Source organism: Actibacterium sp. EMB200-NS6, assembly GCF_001305615.1.
Lineage (GTDB): Bacteria > Pseudomonadota > Alphaproteobacteria > Rhodobacterales > Rhodobacteraceae > Actibacterium_A > Actibacterium_A naphthalenivorans.
In genome coordinates this window covers 1,320,477-1,336,868 of the sequence record NZ_CP010869.1, presented here as the reverse complement: position 1 = coordinate 1,336,868, position 16,392 = coordinate 1,320,477, and the positions used below count along the sequence as shown (strand labels likewise).

At 65.4% G+C, this 16,392-nt stretch carries 21 protein-coding genes; 10 read left to right on the top strand and 11 right to left on the bottom strand.

Annotation, left to right across the window (positions count from 1 at the left end; translation table 11 throughout):
• Position 1: 1 nt before the first annotated feature.
• The 3 genes from TQ29_RS06620 to TQ29_RS06610 all read left to right on the top strand — a co-directional run bounded on the left by TQ29_RS06620 (position 2) and on the right by TQ29_RS06610 (position 2,877).
• A complete protein-coding gene (locus tag TQ29_RS06620) occupies positions 2-700 on the top strand; it encodes an FkbM family methyltransferase (RefSeq protein WP_054538508.1) in 699 nt (232 codons plus the stop codon).
• A 6-nt stretch (positions 701-706) separates the two neighbouring features.
• The gene (locus TQ29_RS06615; protein ID WP_054538507.1) at positions 707-1,750 is read left to right on the top strand and encodes a glycosyltransferase family 2 protein; all 1,044 of its coding nucleotides are present in this window, start codon (positions 707-709) and stop codon (positions 1,748-1,750) included.
• Positions 1,751-1,887: 137 nt separating this feature from the next.
• Positions 1,888-2,877 (top strand): phosphoadenosine phosphosulfate reductase, encoded by a 990-nt coding sequence (locus TQ29_RS06610; protein WP_157445532.1) that lies wholly within the window; start codon positions 1,888-1,890, stop codon positions 2,875-2,877.
• Here the strand turns inward: TQ29_RS06610 and ureG are convergent.
• From ureG to TQ29_RS06560, 11 genes are all read right to left on the bottom strand, one after another.
• Complete coding sequence (ureG, locus tag TQ29_RS06605) at positions 2,846-3,457, bottom strand: urease accessory protein UreG (RefSeq protein ID WP_054538505.1); 612 nt, start codon at positions 3,455-3,457, stop codon at positions 2,846-2,848. The genes TQ29_RS06610 and ureG overlap by 32 nt on opposite strands.
• Positions 3,454-4,077 (bottom strand): urease accessory protein UreF, encoded by a 624-nt coding sequence (locus TQ29_RS06600; protein ID WP_054538504.1) that lies wholly within the window; start codon positions 4,075-4,077, stop codon positions 3,454-3,456. The genes ureG and TQ29_RS06600 overlap by 4 nt, the downstream gene beginning before the upstream one ends.
• Entirely contained in the window at positions 4,074-4,589 is a 516-nt protein-coding gene (locus tag TQ29_RS06595) for an urease accessory protein UreE (protein WP_054538503.1), read from the bottom strand. Before TQ29_RS06595 ends, TQ29_RS06600 begins: the two co-directional genes overlap by 4 nt.
• Positions 4,590-4,667: 78 nt before the next feature.
• Positions 4,668-4,883: a hypothetical protein gene (locus TQ29_RS06590; RefSeq protein ID WP_037208383.1), complete on the bottom strand. Its 216-nt coding sequence runs from the start codon at positions 4,881-4,883 to the stop codon at positions 4,668-4,670.
• A gap of 139 nt (positions 4,884-5,022) precedes the next feature.
• Entirely contained in the window at positions 5,023-6,732 is a 1,710-nt protein-coding gene (gene ureC, locus TQ29_RS06585; protein WP_054538502.1) for an urease subunit alpha, read from the bottom strand.
• 158 nt (positions 6,733-6,890) lie between these two features.
• A complete protein-coding gene (locus TQ29_RS06580; protein ID WP_054538501.1) occupies positions 6,891-7,202 on the bottom strand; it encodes a hypothetical protein in 312 nt (103 codons plus the stop codon).
• An 8-nt stretch (positions 7,203-7,210) separates the two neighbouring features.
• Entirely contained in the window at positions 7,211-7,750 is a 540-nt protein-coding gene (locus TQ29_RS20925) for a hypothetical protein (protein WP_157445530.1), read from the bottom strand.
• 93 nt (positions 7,751-7,843) lie between these two features.
• Complete coding sequence (locus TQ29_RS06570) at positions 7,844-8,155, bottom strand: urease subunit beta (protein ID WP_037208852.1); 312 nt, start codon at positions 8,153-8,155, stop codon at positions 7,844-7,846.
• The gene (locus tag TQ29_RS20605) at positions 8,152-8,319 is read right to left on the bottom strand and encodes a peptidase M23 (RefSeq protein ID WP_157445529.1); all 168 of its coding nucleotides are present in this window, start codon (positions 8,317-8,319) and stop codon (positions 8,152-8,154) included. The genes TQ29_RS06570 and TQ29_RS20605 overlap by 4 nt, the downstream gene beginning before the upstream one ends.
• Positions 8,320-8,329: 10 nt before the next feature.
• Positions 8,330-8,632, bottom strand: a complete 303-nt coding sequence (locus TQ29_RS06565) for an urease subunit gamma (RefSeq protein ID WP_037208850.1) — start codon at positions 8,630-8,632, stop codon at positions 8,330-8,332.
• A gap of 9 nt (positions 8,633-8,641) precedes the next feature.
• Positions 8,642-9,466 (bottom strand): urease accessory protein UreD, encoded by an 825-nt coding sequence (locus tag TQ29_RS06560; protein ID WP_173585977.1) that lies wholly within the window; start codon positions 9,464-9,466, stop codon positions 8,642-8,644.
• A gap of 199 nt (positions 9,467-9,665) precedes the next feature.
• Here TQ29_RS06560 and pyrC point away from each other — a divergent pair, with 199 nt between their 5' ends.
• The 7 genes from pyrC (at position 9,666) to TQ29_RS06525 (ending at position 16,307) form a co-directional block, all read left to right on the top strand.
• Positions 9,666-10,706, top strand: a complete 1,041-nt coding sequence (gene pyrC / locus TQ29_RS06555; protein ID WP_054538498.1) for a dihydroorotase — start codon at positions 9,666-9,668, stop codon at positions 10,704-10,706.
• A gap of 127 nt (positions 10,707-10,833) precedes the next feature.
• Positions 10,834-11,514 carry an orotate phosphoribosyltransferase gene (locus TQ29_RS06550; RefSeq protein ID WP_054538497.1) on the top strand — a complete coding sequence of 227 codons (681 nt, stop codon included), beginning with the start codon at positions 10,834-10,836 and terminating at the stop codon, positions 11,512-11,514.
• 209 nt (positions 11,515-11,723) lie between these two features.
• Positions 11,724-13,226, top strand: coding sequence for a replicative DNA helicase (locus tag TQ29_RS06545; RefSeq protein ID WP_037208844.1), 1,503 nt, complete (start codon positions 11,724-11,726; stop codon positions 13,224-13,226).
• Between the two features lie 66 nt (positions 13,227-13,292).
• On the top strand, positions 13,293-14,342 hold the full coding sequence (alr, locus tag TQ29_RS06540) for an alanine racemase (RefSeq protein WP_054538496.1): 1,050 nt from the start codon (positions 13,293-13,295) through the stop codon (positions 14,340-14,342).
• The gene (locus tag TQ29_RS06535) at positions 14,342-15,121 is read left to right on the top strand and encodes an ABC transporter permease (protein ID WP_157445528.1); all 780 of its coding nucleotides are present in this window, start codon (positions 14,342-14,344) and stop codon (positions 15,119-15,121) included. Before alr ends, TQ29_RS06535 begins: the two co-directional genes overlap by 1 nt.
• Complete coding sequence (locus tag TQ29_RS06530; protein WP_054538495.1) at positions 15,118-15,864, top strand: ABC transporter ATP-binding protein; 747 nt, start codon at positions 15,118-15,120, stop codon at positions 15,862-15,864. Before TQ29_RS06535 ends, TQ29_RS06530 begins: the two co-directional genes overlap by 4 nt.
• A complete protein-coding gene (locus TQ29_RS06525; RefSeq protein ID WP_054538494.1) occupies positions 15,864-16,307 on the top strand; it encodes a paraquat-inducible protein A in 444 nt (147 codons plus the stop codon). Before TQ29_RS06530 ends, TQ29_RS06525 begins: the two co-directional genes overlap by 1 nt.
• The last annotated feature ends 85 nt before the right edge of the window (positions 16,308-16,392 follow it).

Sequence of the window (16,392 nt, the reverse complement as noted above, 5' to 3'; positions counted from 1 at the left end):
CATGAAAGACGCCCCGACCTTGCCGAAATTCATCCGCACCCGCGGGCTTCGCTTTCCCTATGATCCGCAGATCATCACCCGCAAACGGCGCCGGCTGATGCGTGACGATCACTACGAACACAAGGAAAGCGAAGCGGTGCTGCGCGTGGTCAAGGCCGATGACACGGTGATCGAACTGGGCGCCGGGATGGGCTATATGTCTACCCTGCTGACGAAAAAGCTGGGCGTGAAAACCGTGCATGCGTTCGAGGCGAACCCGCGCATGATCCCCTATATCCACGCGGTGCATGCGGCGAACGGGGTCGAAGGCGTGACGGTTCACAACGCGATCCTCGGGGCCGCCGACGGCCGGGCCAAGTTCTATGTGCGCGGCGATTTCGTGGCCTCTTCGCTGGCAGACAATCTGGAAGACGCCCATGGCGGCGTGATCGCGGAAGAAGAGATCGACATCCGCAACGCCCAGGCCGTGTTCGACGAGATATCGCCGAGCGTTCTGGTCTGTGATATCGAAGGGGCCGAGGCCGATCTGCTGCCGCTGATCGATCTGTCGGGGCTGCGCTGCGCCATTGTCGAGCTGCACCCGCAATGGATCGGGCAGGCCGGCGTGCAGGGGGTGTTCGATGCGATGCAGGCGGGCGGGCTGACCTATTACCCGCGCATGTCGAATGCAAAGGTCGTGACCTTCCGCAAGGGCTGGTAGCGGCGGATGCGCGCCCTTGCCGTTCTGACCGTTCGCAACGAAGGTGCCTTCCTGCTGGAATGGCTGGCCCATCACAAGGCGGTGGGGTTTACCGATTTTCTAGTATTTTCAAACGATTGCGACGACGGCACCGACGCGATTCTGGACCGGTTGCAGAGGTTGGGCCATCTGACCCATCTGCGCAATGACGGCCCGCATGAGGGCGGTGTGCAATGGGCGGCGCTGAAACAGGCGGACCGGCATCCGCTGGTGCGGCAGGCCGACTGGATCCTGCCGCTGGATGTGGATGAATTCGTGAACATCCACGTGGGCGATCACACGCTGCCCGCGCTGTTGGCCGCCCTGCCCCGCGCGACGGCGATCACGCTGACTTGGCGGCTGTTCGGCAATGGCGGCGTCGTGCGCTACGATGACCGCCCGGTGACGGGGCAATTCACCCGCGCCGCGCCCGCCGTCATCTATTGGCCGTGGCGCGCGACCATGTTCAAGACGCTCTACCGCAACGATGGCACCTACGGCAAACTCGGCGTCCACCGCCCGCGCAGCCCGGATGCCAGTAGGATCGGGCAGACGGTCTGGTTTGACGGCGAAGGCCGCGAACTCCCAGAGAAATTCAACCGTCAGCGCATCTTCTCCAACATGGGCCAGTCCAACACCGCGCTGGTGCAGCTCAACCACTATCCGCTCGGCGCGATGGAAAGCTACATCGTGAAATGCGACCGTGGCCGCGCCGTGCATGGCGGCGACAGGCTGGGCATGGATTACTGGGCAGAGCGGAATTTCGCGGCGGAAGAAGATCTGACGATCGCGGCCACCGCCCCTGCCCGCGAGACTGCCCTGGCCGCCCTGAAGGCGGACGACGCGCTTGCCCGGCTGCACCGCGACGCCGTGCGCTGGCGCAAGGCGCGATTCGAAGCGCTGATGGAGCAAGAACCCTATCGCGCCCTGTTCGGCCGGCTGCTGCTGACCCCGCCGGCGCGCCCCGTCCCGCTGCAGGCGGCCCGCTTCCTGACGCATTTTGCGAACCGGGCGCGAAATCGTGAACAATAGCCCCGCGGCGGCCGCATAAATTCCCCATACGGGCATCGAAGTTCTGCCCCATTGCGAAGGCAAATTCGGATAGCTACACCAGATAAGGCGCGCCGCGGGGCAGCGACGCCGACGCTACCGAAATGGAAAAAACCGCGATGGAAGCTGAATCGGAACAATCCGGGCAGACCGGGGAAAATGGGTGGTATGCGCATTTTCCGGAGACGGCGGAAGGCGCTGTTTCCACCACGCGGCTGGGCGCGCATCACGCCGCGTTTTTCCAGGAAGGCGCACCCACGCTGCTGGTGGGTTTCGAAAACGCCGCCACCGCCCGCACAAGGCCCGAAAAGCTGCCGCTGCCCCTATCGCTGGCGGAAGAGGCCGGCTGGTCCTACCTGTCGCTGGTCAGCAATGGCGACACATGGTTCCGCGACCCCGAGGTCTTCGCCTATTTCGACCGGCTGACCGACGATGGCTTTTTCGACGGGTTCGACAGGGTGGTGTTTTTCGGCACCGGTCCGTGCGGCTATGCCGCCGCCGCCTATTCGGTTGCCGCCCCAGGGGCCACGGTGATCGCCATCGCGCCCCAGGCCACGCTGGAGCCGCGCACCGCCGGCTGGGACCGCCGCTTCCCGAACCAGCGCCGGGCCGATTTCTCCAGCCGCTACGCCTTTGCCCCCGACATGCTCGACGCGGCAGAGCGCGCCTATATCCTGTTCGACCCCGACTGCGATCTTGATGCCAAACATGCGGCCATGTTCCGCAAGGCCAATGTCTCGCGTCTGCGTTGCCCCTGGCTCGGCCCCGAGATCGAGGCCGACCTGCTGCGCATGGGCGTGCTGTCAGAGCTGATCGACGCCGCCTGCGAGGGCAAGCTGAACGATCACGTGTTCCACCGCCTCTATCGCGCGCGGCGCGATTACGCGCCCTATCTGCGGCGGCTTCTCGAGCGGCTCGAGGCGGCGGAGCGCGATCTGCTGATGGTCTACCTGTGCCGCAATGTCACCGAACGGATGCGCGCGCCGCGGTTTCGCAGGCGGCTCAAGGATCTCGGCGTGAACGAGGCCACCCCGAACGGCGCCTATTGGGAAGACGGAAACGGCGGCGAACTGCCGCTCAGAGCCCTGCTTCCGCCACGACAAAGCTGACGATCTCATCCACGCCCTTGCCGGATTTCAGCGCCGCCATCACGAACGGCCGGGCGCCACGCGCCGCGCGCGCATCGCTTTCCAGCAGCACCGGGTCCACCCCCACATAGGGCGCCAGATCGGTCTTGTTGATGATCAGCAGATCCGAGCGGGTGATGCCCGGCCCCCGTTTGCGCGGAATGTCCTGCCCGGCGGCGGTATCGATGACGTAAAGCGTCAGGTCGGCCAGTTCCGGGCTGAAGGTCGCGGCCAGATTGTCGCCGCCGCTTTCGATCAGGATCACATCCAGATCGGGCAGTTCACGCCGGAAGGCGGCCACGGCGGCCAGGTTGATCGACGCATCCTCGCGGATCGCGGTATGCGGGCAGCCGCCGGTTTCGACGCCTTTGATCCGTTCTGACGGCAGGGCCTGAACCCGCATCAGATATTCTGCATCCTCGGCGGTATAAATGTCATTGGTGATGACAGCGACGGAGTATTTCGGCGAAAGCGCCCGGCAAAGCTGTTCGGTCAGCGTGGTTTTCCCGGCGCCCACCGGGCCGCCGATGCCGATGCGCAGGGGGCCGTTCGGGCTGGTCATGTCTTGAATATCCTCACATCCATTGTCTCGTGCCGCATGGCCGCCAGATCGGCCCCAAGCGCGGCGGTGCCGATATCATCGAGCGTAGCGTCGGCGGCGCGGGCGGCAATCGCGGTGATGGGGGCATGCAGGGCCTGCAACACGCGCTGCCCCTCTGTCTGGCCCAGCGGAACGAAGCGCACAGCGGCCGACACCAGGTTCGAGGCGAAGCCATGCAGGTAAAGCGCCGCGACCTGCGGCGCCGACAGCGACAGGCGGCGCGCGGCGATCCCCACCGCCACCGGCAGCGGTGCCGGCTCCAGTTCTTCACCGTAGATGCCGTTCACCGTGGCGACAAAGGCCGCGCCCTGGGCTTCGGCCTCTTCCAGCCGCTCGCGCGACGGGGCCAGCGCCCGCGCCACATCGGCCAGATCGCCGCCCTTCATCGCCAGGCACAAAAGCGTTGCATCCGCCGCGCCCGCGCCTTCCTCCAGCACCACGCGCAGCCAGGCCCGCAGCCCGGCGGCATCCGTCACCTCGCCCGCCGCGATCACCTGTTCCAACCCGTGCGAATAGGCAAAGCCGCCAACCGGAAAGGCCGGGGAAAGCCATTGCGTCAGGGTCAGAAGATCCGGGTTCATGCGTGGGAATGGTCGTGATGATCGCCGTGATCGTGGTCTTGATCGTGGTCTTCCGGCCCGTGCGAATGGCCCATCGTGCGGCCATGACCATAGGCGCCGCCCTCGGGCGTGAAGGGCGCGGTGACAGGCATGAGCGTGGCACCAAGCCCCGCCAGCATGTCGGCCAGCACATGGTCGTGCCGGATCAGCAGGCAATCTTCCGCGATCTGGCAGGGGGTGTGGCGGTTGCCGATATGCCAGGCCAGCCGGGTCAGGCCGGGGCCGGTGACCTGCAGCAGGGCTTCGTCGGCGGCGGCGATGGCGATCTTGCGGCCATCCGTCAGGATCAGGGCATCGCCCGCCTCGAGATTCGTGACCTCCGGCAGATCGACACGAAAGACGGTGCCGTCATCGGAGGTCAGCCGCTTGCGCCGCAGGAACCGGTCATCATAGCTGAGGGTGACCGTTTCGGCCGGGCCGGACCACTGCCCGCGCCGGGCGATTTCATATGCGCAAACTGTTTCCGCCGCCATTATCCGCTCTGCTCGTATCTCGTATGAAGTGTCAGAACAGCATAGGCGGCGGGAAACTCCGGGAAAAGCCGAATCCGCTCAGATATAGAAACGCTCGCGGAAAATATGGCGCACCACGTCATCGCGGGTCAGGCCACGGGCGGCCAGTTCTTCGTCGCTCGTGTTGTTGAGCTTTTCGATCTGCCGCATGCACGGGTGGCGTTCGGCCATCCGCACCACGGCCCGGCCGAAAGCCGCGAAAGGGGCGGAGAAGGAAATATGCGTTGCGCTTTGCGCTGTGTTTGTCAGTGCCATTTGGAAACTCCTGTCTGCTCTACAAGGTTTCCTCCCTTGCCCCGAGAATAGGTCAGCCCCATGGACATTTCCATCGCAAATTCTGCAATGCAGCATTGCACCTGACGCCCCGGAGGCCCGGCAACCGGGCCGCGCGTTTTCAGAACATGAAATACCGCTGCGCCATGGGCAGTTCGCTGGCCGGCTCGCAAGTCAGCAACTCGCCATTGGCGCGCACCTCATAGGTTTCGGGGTTCACTTCGATCGTTGGGGTCAAGGCGTTCATCACCATGTCGGCCTTGCCGATATTGCGGGTGTTTTCCACCGCGACGGTCTGCTTGCGCAGCCCCAGCGCCGCGCCGATCCCGTCGGCCTGAGCCGCCGCCGACACGAAGCTGACCGACGAGTTCTCCAAGGAACGGCCCAGCGCGCCGAACATCGGCCGCGTGTACACCGGTTGCGGCGTCGGGATGGAGGCGTTGGGATCGCCCATCTGCGCCACGGCAATGGTGCCGCCGATCAGCACCATCTCGGTCTTCACGCCGAAAAACGCGGGCGACCAGAGCACCAGATCGGCGCGCTTGCCCTCTTCGATGCTGCCGATATGGGCCGACATGCCGTGGGTGATGGCCGGGTTGATCGTGTATTTCGCCACATAGCGCTTGACGCGGACATTGTCGTTCTCGCCCGCCTCCTCGGCCAGCCGCCCGCGCTGCACCTTCATCTTGTGGGCGGTCTGCCAGGTGCGAATGATCACCTCGCCGATCCGGCCCATGGCCTGACTGTCGGACGCGATGATCGAGAACGCGCCCATGTCATGCAGGATATCCTCGGCGGCGATGGTTTCCTTGCGGATGCGGGATTCGGCAAAGGCCACATCCTCGGGGATCGCCTTGTCGAGGTGGTGGCAGACCATGAGCATATCCAGATGCTCTTCCAGCGTGTTCACCGTATAGGGGCGTGTCGGGTTGGTCGAGGACGGGATCACATGCGCCTCGCCGCAGATCTTGATGATGTCGGGCGCGTGGCCACCGCCCGCGCCTTCGGTGTGGAAGGCATGGATGGTGCGCCCCTTGAGGGCGGCGATGGTGTTTTCGACAAAACCGCTTTCGTTCAGCGTGTCGGTGTGGATCATCACCTGCACATCCATGTCGTCGGCCACCGACAGGCAGCAATCAATGGCGCCCGGCGTGGTGCCCCAATCCTCGTGCAGCTTCATCGCGCAGGCGCCGGCCCTGATCATCTCCACCAGAGCGGCGGGCTGGCTGGCGTTGCCCTTGCCCGACAGGCCGAAATTCATCGGCAGGCCATCCAGCGCCTGAAGCATCCGCCCCAGATGCCACGGACCCGGCGTGCAGGTGGTGGCCAAAGTGCCATGCGCAGGCCCGGTGCCGCCGCCCAGCATGGTGGTCAGGCCCGAATGCAGCGCGTCGTCCACCTGCTGCGGGCAGATGAAGTGGATATGGCTGTCAAACCCGCCGGCGGTCAGGATCTTGCCCTCGCCCGCGATCGCCTCGGTGCCGGGGCCGATGATGATATCCACGCCGGGCTGGGTGTCGGGGTTGCCCGCCTTGCCGATCTTGTGGATACGCCCGTCTTTCAGCCCCACGTCGGCCTTGTAGATCCCGGTGTAATCCAGGATCAGTGCATTGGTGATTACCGTGTCCACGGCACCGCCCGCGCGCGTGACCTGGCTTTGCCCCATCCCGTCACGGATCACCTTGCCGCCGCCGAATTTCACCTCTTCCCCGTAGGTTGTCAGGTCTTTCTCAACCTCTATGACAAGATCGGTATCGGCAAGGCGCAGCCGGTCGCCGGTGGTGGGGCCATACATGTCGGCATAGGCGGCGCGGGAGATTTTTGCGGGCATGGGAGAAACCTTTCGAACGTCAGGAGATGGGCAGGCTCAATGTGTCATGCGCGATGAAACGGGGCCAGCACAGGCGGTGCCGTCGCAGCGCCCGTGCGCGCCGACCGGCCATGTGGTGGCGCAGCTATCGAACACCCCTCCCGCATCGTCGCCCGCGCTCAGTACCGCAACCCGCGCCGCGACAGGCGGCGCGAGTTGGCATAGGTCTTGCCCCGGATCGGCCGGATCGCGGCCACCAGTATCTGGTCGGGCCGCTCGCCCTTCCAGGCAGACCGGCTGGCGGCAAAGGCGGCGTTGGTGAAGGCGGGCAGCTTTTCACCGAACATCCGTTCGGTTTCGGACGAGGTGACAGACCAGACCCCCGCCATGCCAAGAAGCCGCATGGTGACAACCATCTGCGCCTCGATCGACAGGTGCCAAAGCTCCAGTTGAACACGCCACAGATCAAGGAGAGAGGGAGAATTCACCATCACCCGGCCTATTCCTCAAAAGGCTGGCTGGGTTTGGAGGGCGCCTTGCGGCGGCGGCGCGGGGCGGGCTTGTCGGGATCAGCGGCGGCCGACGCGGTCGCGCGGCGCGGCGCGGCCTTCTTGGCCGGCTTGGGCGGTTCCGGTGCTTCGACCGCCTTGGTTGTTACCGCTTCGGCCGTCCCGGCGGCCTGCGACGTGGGCTTTCTGGGCGTGGGGGCCGGTTTCGTCTCCGGCGTTTCGGGCGCTTCGGCGGCGGGTCCGGGCGTTTCCACCGTTGCCGCGGCCGCCGGCTTCGCGGCAGGCTTGCGCCGCGCGGCAGGCTTTTTCGGCGCGGGCGTCGGCGCCTCCGGCTCCGGCGCGACCTTCGCGGCCGACGCGGGCGCAGGAGCGACATCTGCGGCGGGTGCGGGCGCCGGTGCGATCGTTGCAGCCGGTGCCGGTTCTGGCGCTGCATGGGGCGCCGCCAGTTCATCCACCGAATAGGCGGACAACAGCGGGTTCAGGCGGAACGCAAAATCGCACCACGAACTCACGGCGGCCATCTGCATCTCCACGCCCTTGGCCCAGAACTTCAAAATCTCGGTATACGGGTTGGTAAATCCTGCAGGAGCAACACAAACCATAATCAATTTCCTTTCCGGTCAGGCGTCCAGATCGCCCATGACCTTTTGGTTGAAGCCGAACACGCGCCGCGCCCCGGCCAGCGGCACAAGCGCCACGTCGCGGGTCTGGCCGGGTTCGAACCGAACGGCGGTGCCGGCGGCGATATCAAGCCGCATGCCACGCGCCGCGTCCCGGTCGAACTCCAACGCGCTGTTGGTTTCGGCGAAATGATAGTGACTGCCCACCTGAACCGGCCTGTCGCCGGTATTGGAAACGGTGAGCCTTATGGCCTCCCTGCCTTCGTTCAGGGTGATATCCCCTGATTTCGTGAAAATCTCACCGGGGATCATTTGCGCGCCCGGATCACCACGGCCACCACGCCCCCCGCGACCAGCGAGGCCCCGAGGATCAGCGTCGCCGCATCAATGCCATGCGGGTGCAGATGCATCCCGTCGTGGGCCAGCAAAGGGGTTGCGGCAAAAAGGGTGGCTGCAGTCAGAAAGAATGTCTTCATCGGCGTCTCCTCAGCGGATCGGGTGGTGAACGGTGACAAGTTTGGTGCCGTCGGGGAATGTCGCCTCGACCTGCACCTCGTGAATCATTTCGGGAATGCCCGGCATGCACTGGGCGGCAGCCACCACATGGGCGCCATCCTCCATCAGCTCCGACACGGCGCGGCCGTCGCGCGCGCCCTCGACCACGTAATCGGTGATCAGCGCAATCGCCTCGGGGTGGTTCAGCTTCACCCCCCGCGCCAGCCGTCCGCGCGCGACCATTGCCGCCAGGCTGACCAGAAGCTTGTCTTTCTCACGCGGCGTCAGGTTCATGCCGTCTCCTCATATCTGCCAGACCCGGGGCAGCGGGCCGCCCCTGAGTGTCGTGATCGCCCGCACCAGCGCCCGGCGCAACAGGGCCGCATCCGAGCCCATGAACCGCGCCACGCATTTTCCGTTCCAGGCCGATGCCGCAGCCTCCACCCCGTCGCCGGGAAAGGCCGCGCGCAACGGCCCCAGAGCATCTTCCGCCCCCGGCGCCACAAGTGCAAGCGTCGCGATCGCCCGCGCCCCGCGAAGACCCGCCGACGCGCCGCCACGGCGCAGGGTTTCGGCGGTCAGGCGCAGCGGCTCCATCAACACGGGCCGGCCATCGCGCGTCACGCTGCGGCTGTCATGCAGATAGGCCGATGTCAGGGTCTCGCCCATCGCGATCCGGCCCAGAACCACGGTTTCCAGCATCAGCAGCCGCGCGTCACCCTCCAGCGCGATCACGGTTCGGCGCGACAGGGCCGAGCCCTCGAACAGAATCGTCTCCTGCGGCAGCCAGTCCAGCGCGCCGCCCGCGCCCACCCGCATATCGATGGCCAGCTCCGCCACCCCGCCCGACGAGGCATAGGCCCGCTCGGCCGTCTGGGTGGTCGCCGTGGCGCTGGCGCCGGGGGCCAGCGTCAGCGCGAAACTCATCCGGTCGCCGCCGGTCAGCCCCCCCGCCGTGTTCAGAAAAACAACCTCGGGCCGGGGCGTGTGGATGCGCGGAAGCATCGCCTTGGCCGAACCGGACTGATGCAGATGCGTCAGACGCGCCCCACCCGGCGCCGCCGCAAGCGTGACGGCCGCCCGCCCGCGTGTGCGCTGCATGACTGTAACTGGGTCCGCGCCGTCCAACATGGCCTCTTCATATCCACTTTACGCGTCACGCCCAGCATAGCACTTCGCCGCACTGCAGCAATGCCCGATTTTCGCCCTCGCCGCCCCTTCTTTCATCGCAAACGCTGAATTCCCGGGCATCCGCACGGGGGCATTCCCGGCCGCCCCACCCGAATGCCACTGGAAAGCACGCCGCCAATTGTGTAACGCCGGGGCCATGACACAGACGCTGACACTCCGCCGCCCCGATGACTGGCACCTGCACCTGCGCGACGGCGCGATGCTGCAGGGCGTGCTGCCCGAAACCGCCCGCCATTTCGGCCGCGCCATCATCATGCCAAATCTGGTGCCACCGGTGGTAACCGGCGCACAGGCCGCCGCCTATCGCGAGCGGATTCTGACGGCCCTGCCCGAGGGCGCGGATTTCACCCCGCTGATGACGCTCTACCTGACCGAAGACACCGACCCGGCGGATGTCGCCGCCGCCCATGCCAGCGGCCTGATCACGGCGGTCAAGCTCTACCCGGCGGGGGCCACCACCAACTCCGCCTCGGGGGTTACGGATTTCGACAGGATTCGCCCCGTGCTCGAGAAAATGGCGCAGATCGGCCTGCCGCTCTGCGTGCATGGCGAGGTGACGAACCCCACGGTGGATATCTTCGACCGCGAAGCCGTGTTCATCGACCGCGTCCTCGACCCGCTCCGCCGTGCCACACCGGGGCTGAAAGTGGTGATGGAACATATCACCACCGCCGACGGGGTGGACTATGTGCAATCCGCCAACGGAAACCTGGGCGCGACGATCACCACGCACCACCTGATCATCAACCGCAATCACATCCTGGTCGGCGGGATCAAGCCGCACTACTACTGCCTGCCGGTCGCCAAACGCGAAGCCCACCGCGTCGCGCTGGTGCGGGCCGCCACCTCGGGCGACGCGCGGTTCTTCCTGGGCACGGACAGCGCCCCCCATGCCGATCCGGCCAAAGAAAGCGCCTGCGGCTGCGCCGGCGTCTTCTCGGCCAGCAACACCCTGTCCTGCCTGGCAGAGGTGTTCGACGTCCAGAACGCGCTGGACAGGCTCGAAGGCTTCACCTCGCTGCACGGCCCCGCCTTCTACGGGCTGCCGCCGAACGACGCCACGCTCACCCTGACAAAGGGCGCGCCGGTGACCTATCCCGCCAAGATCGACACCGGCGCGGGGCCCGTGACACTCTTCGACCCGGGCTTCCCGCTGCACTGGCGCGTGTCCTCCTGATGAAAACCCAGCTTCATCTTTCCCCAAATATCCCCGCCGGAGGCATGGAATCTTTCGGGCGCGCCAGAGGTTTTCTTGCCTCCGGCGGGGATATTTCCGGAAAGATGACGAACAAGACGGTGATGACATGATCCCCTCCTCCTTTCCCGAAAAAACAGAGATAGCCCGACTGACCGCCCGGATGCTGCTGGAGATACAGGCGGTGCATTTCAATGCGGATGAACCCTTCACGCTGGCCTCGGGGCTGCCTTCCCCCACGTATATCGACTGCCGCAAGCTGATCTCCTATCCGCGGATCCGGTCGGCGTTGATGGATTTCATGGCGGTAACGATAATGCGCGAGGCCGGGTTCGAGGCGTTCGACAATGTCGCCGGCGGCGAAACCGCGGGCATTCCGTTTGGCGCCATGGTGGCCGAGCGGCTGGCGCTGCCGATGACTTATGTGCGCAAGAAGCCCAAGGGCTATGGCCGCAACGCGCGGATCGAAGGGGTCATGCGGGAAGGCGAGCGGGTGCTGCTGGTCGAGGATCTGACTACCGACGGCGGCTCGAAGCTCGGCTTTGTCGATGCGATCCGCGAGACCGGGGCGAGCTGCGCCCATACGGCGGTGATCTTCCACTACGGGATCTTCCCGGAGACCGAGCAGCGGCTGGCCGATCACGGGGTCGCGTTGCATTCCCTGTGCACCTGGTGGGATGTGCTGAAAGAGGCGCGTGCGTCCGGGGCGTTCGACGGCGCGACTCTGGGCGAGGTTGAGTCGTTTCTGAACGGGCCGCGCGCCTGGCAGGATGCGCGCAAACAGGGCTGATCCCGTTTGCGAAGCGTAAATGGCAGAGGCGACCGGCGGGTTCCCGCGTGCGGTCGCCACTATATGTTGACGCGGAGGCTTTGTCGGCCTCAATATGAGCCCGGGTGAAAGCTACGCCTTTTCCCCACAGGATATCCACAGGATATCCAGATTGATTGCAGATGTTGGCTGAGCCTATACCCCCTCTTCACGGGCGACAGGGACAAGAGATGAACGAGATCGCAGCGATCCGGCAGGAAGACTCGGGCAGTGAGAGCAGCGGCACATTGCCGCATAACACAGAGGCTGAGCAGCAGCTCCTGGGCGCGATTCTGACAAACAACGATGTGTATGACAGGATCGCGTCCATTCTTCAGCCGGCGCATTTCTACGAGCCGGTGCATGCCCGGATCTACGAGATTGCCGCGGCGCGGATTCAGAAGAACGCGCTGGCCTCTCCGGTCACGCTGAAATCCTTTCTGGAAGATGACGAAGGGCTGAAGGAGCTGGGCGGGCCGGCCTATCTGGCGCGTCTTGCCGGGGCGGCGATTTCGTCTTTCGCGGCGCGTGACTATGCGCAGATGATCTATGATTTCGCCATCCGGCGCGAGTTGATCCGGCTGGGTCAGGATATTTCGGGCAAGGCCGCGAAAGTGGCCGTGGACAGCGAGCCCAAGACCCAGATCGTCGAGGCCGAGCAGGCGCTCTACAAGCTGGGCGAGCAGGGGCAGGCGGAAACCGGGTTTCAGTCGTTTCTGAAGGCCGTCACCGATGCGGTGAACGTGGCCAATGCCGCCTTTCAGCGCGAGGGCGGCCTGGCCGGGGTGTCCACCGGGCTGGTCGACATGGACCGCAAGCTGGGCGGGCTGCATCGGTCCGACCTTCTGATCCTGGCCGGGCGCCCGTCGATGGGCAAGACCTCGCTGGCGACCAATATCGCGTTCAACATCGCCAAGGCCTACAAGAAGGGCACGCTGACCGATGGCACCGAGGGCGCGGTCGAAGGCGGGGTCGTGGGGTTTTATTCGCTGGAGATGAGCGCCGAGCAGCTGGCCGCGCGTATTCTTTCCGAAGCCTCCGAAGTGCCCAGCGAGCAGATTCGCCGCGGCGACATGACGGAGGCCGAGTTCCGCCGTTTCGTGGATGCCGCCAAGCAGCTGGAGGCCTGCCCGCTGTACATTGACGACACCCCCGCCCTGCCGATCAGCCAGCTGGCCGCCCGTGCGCGGCGGCTGAAGCGGACCCACGGGCTGGATGTGCTGATCGTCGACTATCTGCAGCTTGTGCGCCCGGCCACCGCCAAGGACAGCCGGGTGAACGAGGTGTCGGAAATCACCCAGGGCCTGAAGGCCATCGCCAAGGAGCTGGATATCCCGGTGATCGCCCTGTCGCAGCTTTCGCGTCAGGTCGAAAGCCGCGAGGACAAGCGGCCGCAGCTCTCGGATCTTCGCGAATCCGGCTCGATCGAGCAGGACGCCGATGTGGTGATGTTCGTCTATCGCGGTGAATATTACAAAGAGCGCGAAAAACCGGGTGATGACAATCTGGAAGGCATGGCCAAGTGGCAGGAGGAGATGGAGGCGCTGCATGGCAAGGCGGAGGTCATCATCGGCAAGCAGCGGCATGGCCCGATCGGCACCGTCGAGCTGAGCTTCGAGGGGCGCTTCACCCGTTTCGGCAATCTCGTTAAACCCTGGCAGCAAGGCGCCGGCGGCGGCGACGGGTTCCAGTGAGCCCCGCCCGCGGCGCCGCGCCGGTTTCCGCTTGACCTTGCCCGCGTGCCGGTCGAAACCTCGCCCATGGCTACTGGTTCTCTGACGATCGATCTCGACGCGCTGGTGCGCAACTGGCAGGCGCTGGACAAGGCGTCCGGCAGTGGCGTTGAAACCGGTGCGGTGGTCAAGGCCGATGGCTATGGCCTGGGTGCCGCGCAGGTGGCACGGGCGCTGGCCCGGGCCGGGGCGCGGCGGTTTTTCGTGGCCGTGGCCGAGGAAGGCGCCGCCCTGCGCGAGGTTCTGGGGCGCGCCCCCGAGATCTACGTGTTCGGCGGCCACATGCCCGGCGATGCCGACATGCTGGGTGATCTGGATCTGATCCCGATGCTGAATTCGGTGGATCAGCTGACCCGGCATTTCGAGGCGCTGGCCGGCACCTCCTTCGGCATTCAGCTCGACACAGGCATGAACCGCCTGGGCATGGAGCCCGGCGAATGGGCCGCCGTGGCCGAAGTTGCGCTGACCGCCGGGCCGAAGCTTGTGATGAGCCACCTAGCCTGCGCCGACACGCCCGACCACGCGCAGAACCGCCAGCAGCTGGAGATGTTCCATGCCATGACCGACGGCATCGACGTGCCCCGCTCGCTCTCCGCGACGGGCGGCATTCTGCTGGGCGAAGACTATCACTTCGATCTGACCCGCCCCGGCATCGGCCTTTACGGCGGGCTGCCCTTCGAAGACGCCACGCCGGTGGCGCATCTTTCGCTTCCGGTGATCCAGACGCGCGAAGTGGAACAGGGCGAGAGCGTGGGCTACGGCAGCGCCTGGGTCGCGGAAGAGCCGGGGGTGATCGCCACCGTTTCGGGCGGCTATGCCGACGGGCTGATCCGCGCCATGGGCAACACCGGCCACCTGTTTTTCGACGGCGTGCCCTGCGCGATCGTGGGGCGCGTGTCGATGGATCTGATCACGGTGGATATTTCGCACCTGACCGCGGCGCCAAAGGCGCTTGATATCCTGGGACCGGACCAATCGGTGGATGACCTGGCCGATGCGGCCGGCACGGTCGGATATGAGATCCTGACCTCGCTGGGCGGGCGCTACAAACGACTGTACACAGGGGGTGCGGGCTGATGCTGATTGACACTGTTGCCGGGATCGGCCGGTCCACGCTGCGGCTGTTGGCCGAGATCGGCCGGGCCACGCTGTTCTTCCTGCGCGCATTGGCGGCGATGTTTTCGCCTCCCTTCTACTTCCGCGAATTCGGCCATGCGCTGCTGACCATCGGGTATTTCAGCCTGCCGGTGGTGGGCATGACGGCGGTGTTCACCGGCGCGGCGCTGGCCATTCAGGTCTATGCCGGCGGCAGCCGGTTTCAGGCCGAATCCGTTGTCCCCTCGATTGTCGCCATCGGCATGACGCGCGAGCTTGGCCCGGTGCTGGGCGGGCTGATGGTGGCGGCGCGCGTCACCTCGTCCATCGCCGCCGAGATCGGCACGATGAAGGTGACCGAACAGCTCGACGCGCTGGTGACCCTGTCAACCAACCCGATGCGATACCTGACCGCCCCGCGGGTGCTGGCAGCCACGATCACCATGCCGGTCCTGGTCGGCCTGGGCGATATCATCGGGATTTTCGGCGGGTATCTGGTAGGAACCGAGCGGCTGGGCTTCAACCGCGCGGCCTATCTCAAGAATACGGTGGATTTCCTCGAAACCTGGGATGTCACCTCGGGCATGATCAAGGGCGCGGTGTTCGGATGCCTGATCGCGCTGGTGGGCTGCTACTACGGCATGCATTCCAACCGCGGCGCGCAGGGCGTGGGCCGGGCCACGAAAACGGCGGTCGTCATGGCCTCGGTCTTCATCCTGGCCTCCAATTACATTCTGACAGAACTGTTTTTCACCGGATGATCGAGCTTCGCGGAATACATAAGGCCTTCGGCGCCAACAAGGTGCTGCGCGGGGTGGATCTGACCGTCCCCAAGGGCAAGAGCATGGTCATCATCGGCGGCTCGGGCACCGGCAAATCGGTGACGCTGAAATGTGTGCTCGGGCTGGTGAAGCCCGACGCGGGCGAGATCTTGGTGAACGGGCAGGATGTGACCAAGGCCGACCGCGACGCATTCCTCGCCAGCTTCGGAATGCTGTTTCAGGGCGGCGCGCTGTTCGACTCGCTGAGTGTCTGGCAGAACGTGGCCTTCCGCCTGCTGCGCGGGTCGCAGAAGCGCCCCAAGGACGAGGCGCGCGCGATCGCGATCGAAAAGCTGCGCCGCGTCGGGCTGAAATCCTCTGTCGCTGATCTCTTCCCGGCCGAGCTGTCGGGCGGCATGCAGAAACGCGTGGGCCTGGCCCGTGCCATCGCCGCCGATCCCGATATCATCTTTTTCGACGAGCCCACCACCGGCCTGGACCCGATCATGGCCGGCGTCATCAACGAACTGATCCGCGAGATCGTGGTGGAAATGGGCGCCACGGCGATGACCATCACCCATGACATGAGCTCGGTCCGCGCCATCGCCGATGACGTGGCGATGCTGCATGACGGGGTGATCAAATGGTCCGGGCCGGTCAGCCGGCTGGACAATTCGGGTGATCCCTATCTGGACCAGTTCATCCACGGCCGCGCAGAGGGGCCGATCGAGGCGGTGCGCTGATGGCGCGGCTCCGGCTGGCCAATCTCGCCCTTCTCCTCCTTTTCCCGGTCGCCTGGTTCGCCCCGCTCCTGCGCGCCGGCCTGCTGCCGCTTTTCGGGATGAGCGACATCTCGGTGATGTCGGGCCTGCAGAGCCTGTGGCGCACGGATGTCTTCCTGGCCCTCGTCGTAGCGCTCTTCGCCTTGCTGGCCCCCTACCTGAAAACCCTGGGGCTGGCGCTGATCCAGTTCGGCCTGGCCCCACCCCGCCTTCTGGCGCCGGTTCAACTGCTGGGCAAGCTGGCGATGGCGGATGTGTTTCTGATCGCGCTTTACATCGTCATCGCCAAGGGCGTGGGCGTGGGCAAGATCGAAATCGCCTGGGGTCTCTACCTGCTGAGCTTCTGCATTCTGACCTCACTTGCCCTGTCGATCCTGACGGAGCGCCGGTTTCGGGCGCGGTGACAACAAAACCCGCTGACGCGGGTTTGCCTCCGGCGGGGATATTTTAACCAAAGCAAAAGGATTTGGTGCGAGAAGGGGGCCGCGG

Bases quoted from the DNA above. Each gene is read 5' to 3' on its own strand.
- TQ29_RS06620 (WP_054538508.1), top strand. From the start codon at position 2: ATGAAAGACGCCCCGACCTTGCCGAAATTCATCCGCACCCGCGGGCTT.
- TQ29_RS06615 (WP_054538507.1), top strand. From the start codon at position 707: ATGCGCGCCCTTGCCGTTCTGACCGTTCGCAACGAAGGTGCCTTCCTG.
- TQ29_RS06610 (WP_157445532.1), top strand. From the start codon at position 1,888: ATGGAAGCTGAATCGGAACAATCCGGGCAGACCGGGGAAAATGGGTGG.
- ureG (WP_054538505.1), bottom strand. From the start codon at position 3,457: ATGACCAGCCCGAACGGCCCCCTGCGCATCGGCATCGGCGGCCCGGTG.
- TQ29_RS06600 (WP_054538504.1), bottom strand. From the start codon at position 4,077: ATGAACCCGGATCTTCTGACCCTGACGCAATGGCTTTCCCCGGCCTTT.
- TQ29_RS06595 (WP_054538503.1), bottom strand. From the start codon at position 4,589: ATGGCGGCGGAAACAGTTTGCGCATATGAAATCGCCCGGCGCGGGCAG.
- TQ29_RS06590 (WP_037208383.1), bottom strand. From the start codon at position 4,883: ATGGCACTGACAAACACAGCGCAAAGCGCAACGCATATTTCCTTCTCC.
- ureC (WP_054538502.1), bottom strand. From the start codon at position 6,732: ATGCCCGCAAAAATCTCCCGCGCCGCCTATGCCGACATGTATGGCCCC.
- TQ29_RS06580 (WP_054538501.1), bottom strand. From the start codon at position 7,202: ATGGTGAATTCTCCCTCTCTCCTTGATCTGTGGCGTGTTCAACTGGAG.
- TQ29_RS20925 (WP_157445530.1), bottom strand. From the start codon at position 7,750: ATGCAGATGGCCGCCGTGAGTTCGTGGTGCGATTTTGCGTTCCGCCTG.
- TQ29_RS06570 (WP_037208852.1), bottom strand. From the start codon at position 8,155: ATGATCCCCGGTGAGATTTTCACGAAATCAGGGGATATCACCCTGAAC.
- TQ29_RS20605 (WP_157445529.1), bottom strand. From the start codon at position 8,319: ATGAAGACATTCTTTCTGACTGCAGCCACCCTTTTTGCCGCAACCCCT.
- TQ29_RS06565 (WP_037208850.1), bottom strand. From the start codon at position 8,632: ATGAACCTGACGCCGCGTGAGAAAGACAAGCTTCTGGTCAGCCTGGCG.
- pyrC (WP_054538498.1), top strand. From the start codon at position 9,666: ATGACACAGACGCTGACACTCCGCCGCCCCGATGACTGGCACCTGCAC.
- TQ29_RS06550 (WP_054538497.1), top strand. From the start codon at position 10,834: ATGATCCCCTCCTCCTTTCCCGAAAAAACAGAGATAGCCCGACTGACC.
- TQ29_RS06545 (WP_037208844.1), top strand. From the start codon at position 11,724: ATGAACGAGATCGCAGCGATCCGGCAGGAAGACTCGGGCAGTGAGAGC.
- alr (WP_054538496.1), top strand. From the start codon at position 13,293: ATGGCTACTGGTTCTCTGACGATCGATCTCGACGCGCTGGTGCGCAAC.
- TQ29_RS06535 (WP_157445528.1), top strand. From the start codon at position 14,342: ATGCTGATTGACACTGTTGCCGGGATCGGCCGGTCCACGCTGCGGCTG.
- TQ29_RS06530 (WP_054538495.1), top strand. From the start codon at position 15,118: ATGATCGAGCTTCGCGGAATACATAAGGCCTTCGGCGCCAACAAGGTG.
- TQ29_RS06525 (WP_054538494.1), top strand. From the start codon at position 15,864: ATGGCGCGGCTCCGGCTGGCCAATCTCGCCCTTCTCCTCCTTTTCCCG.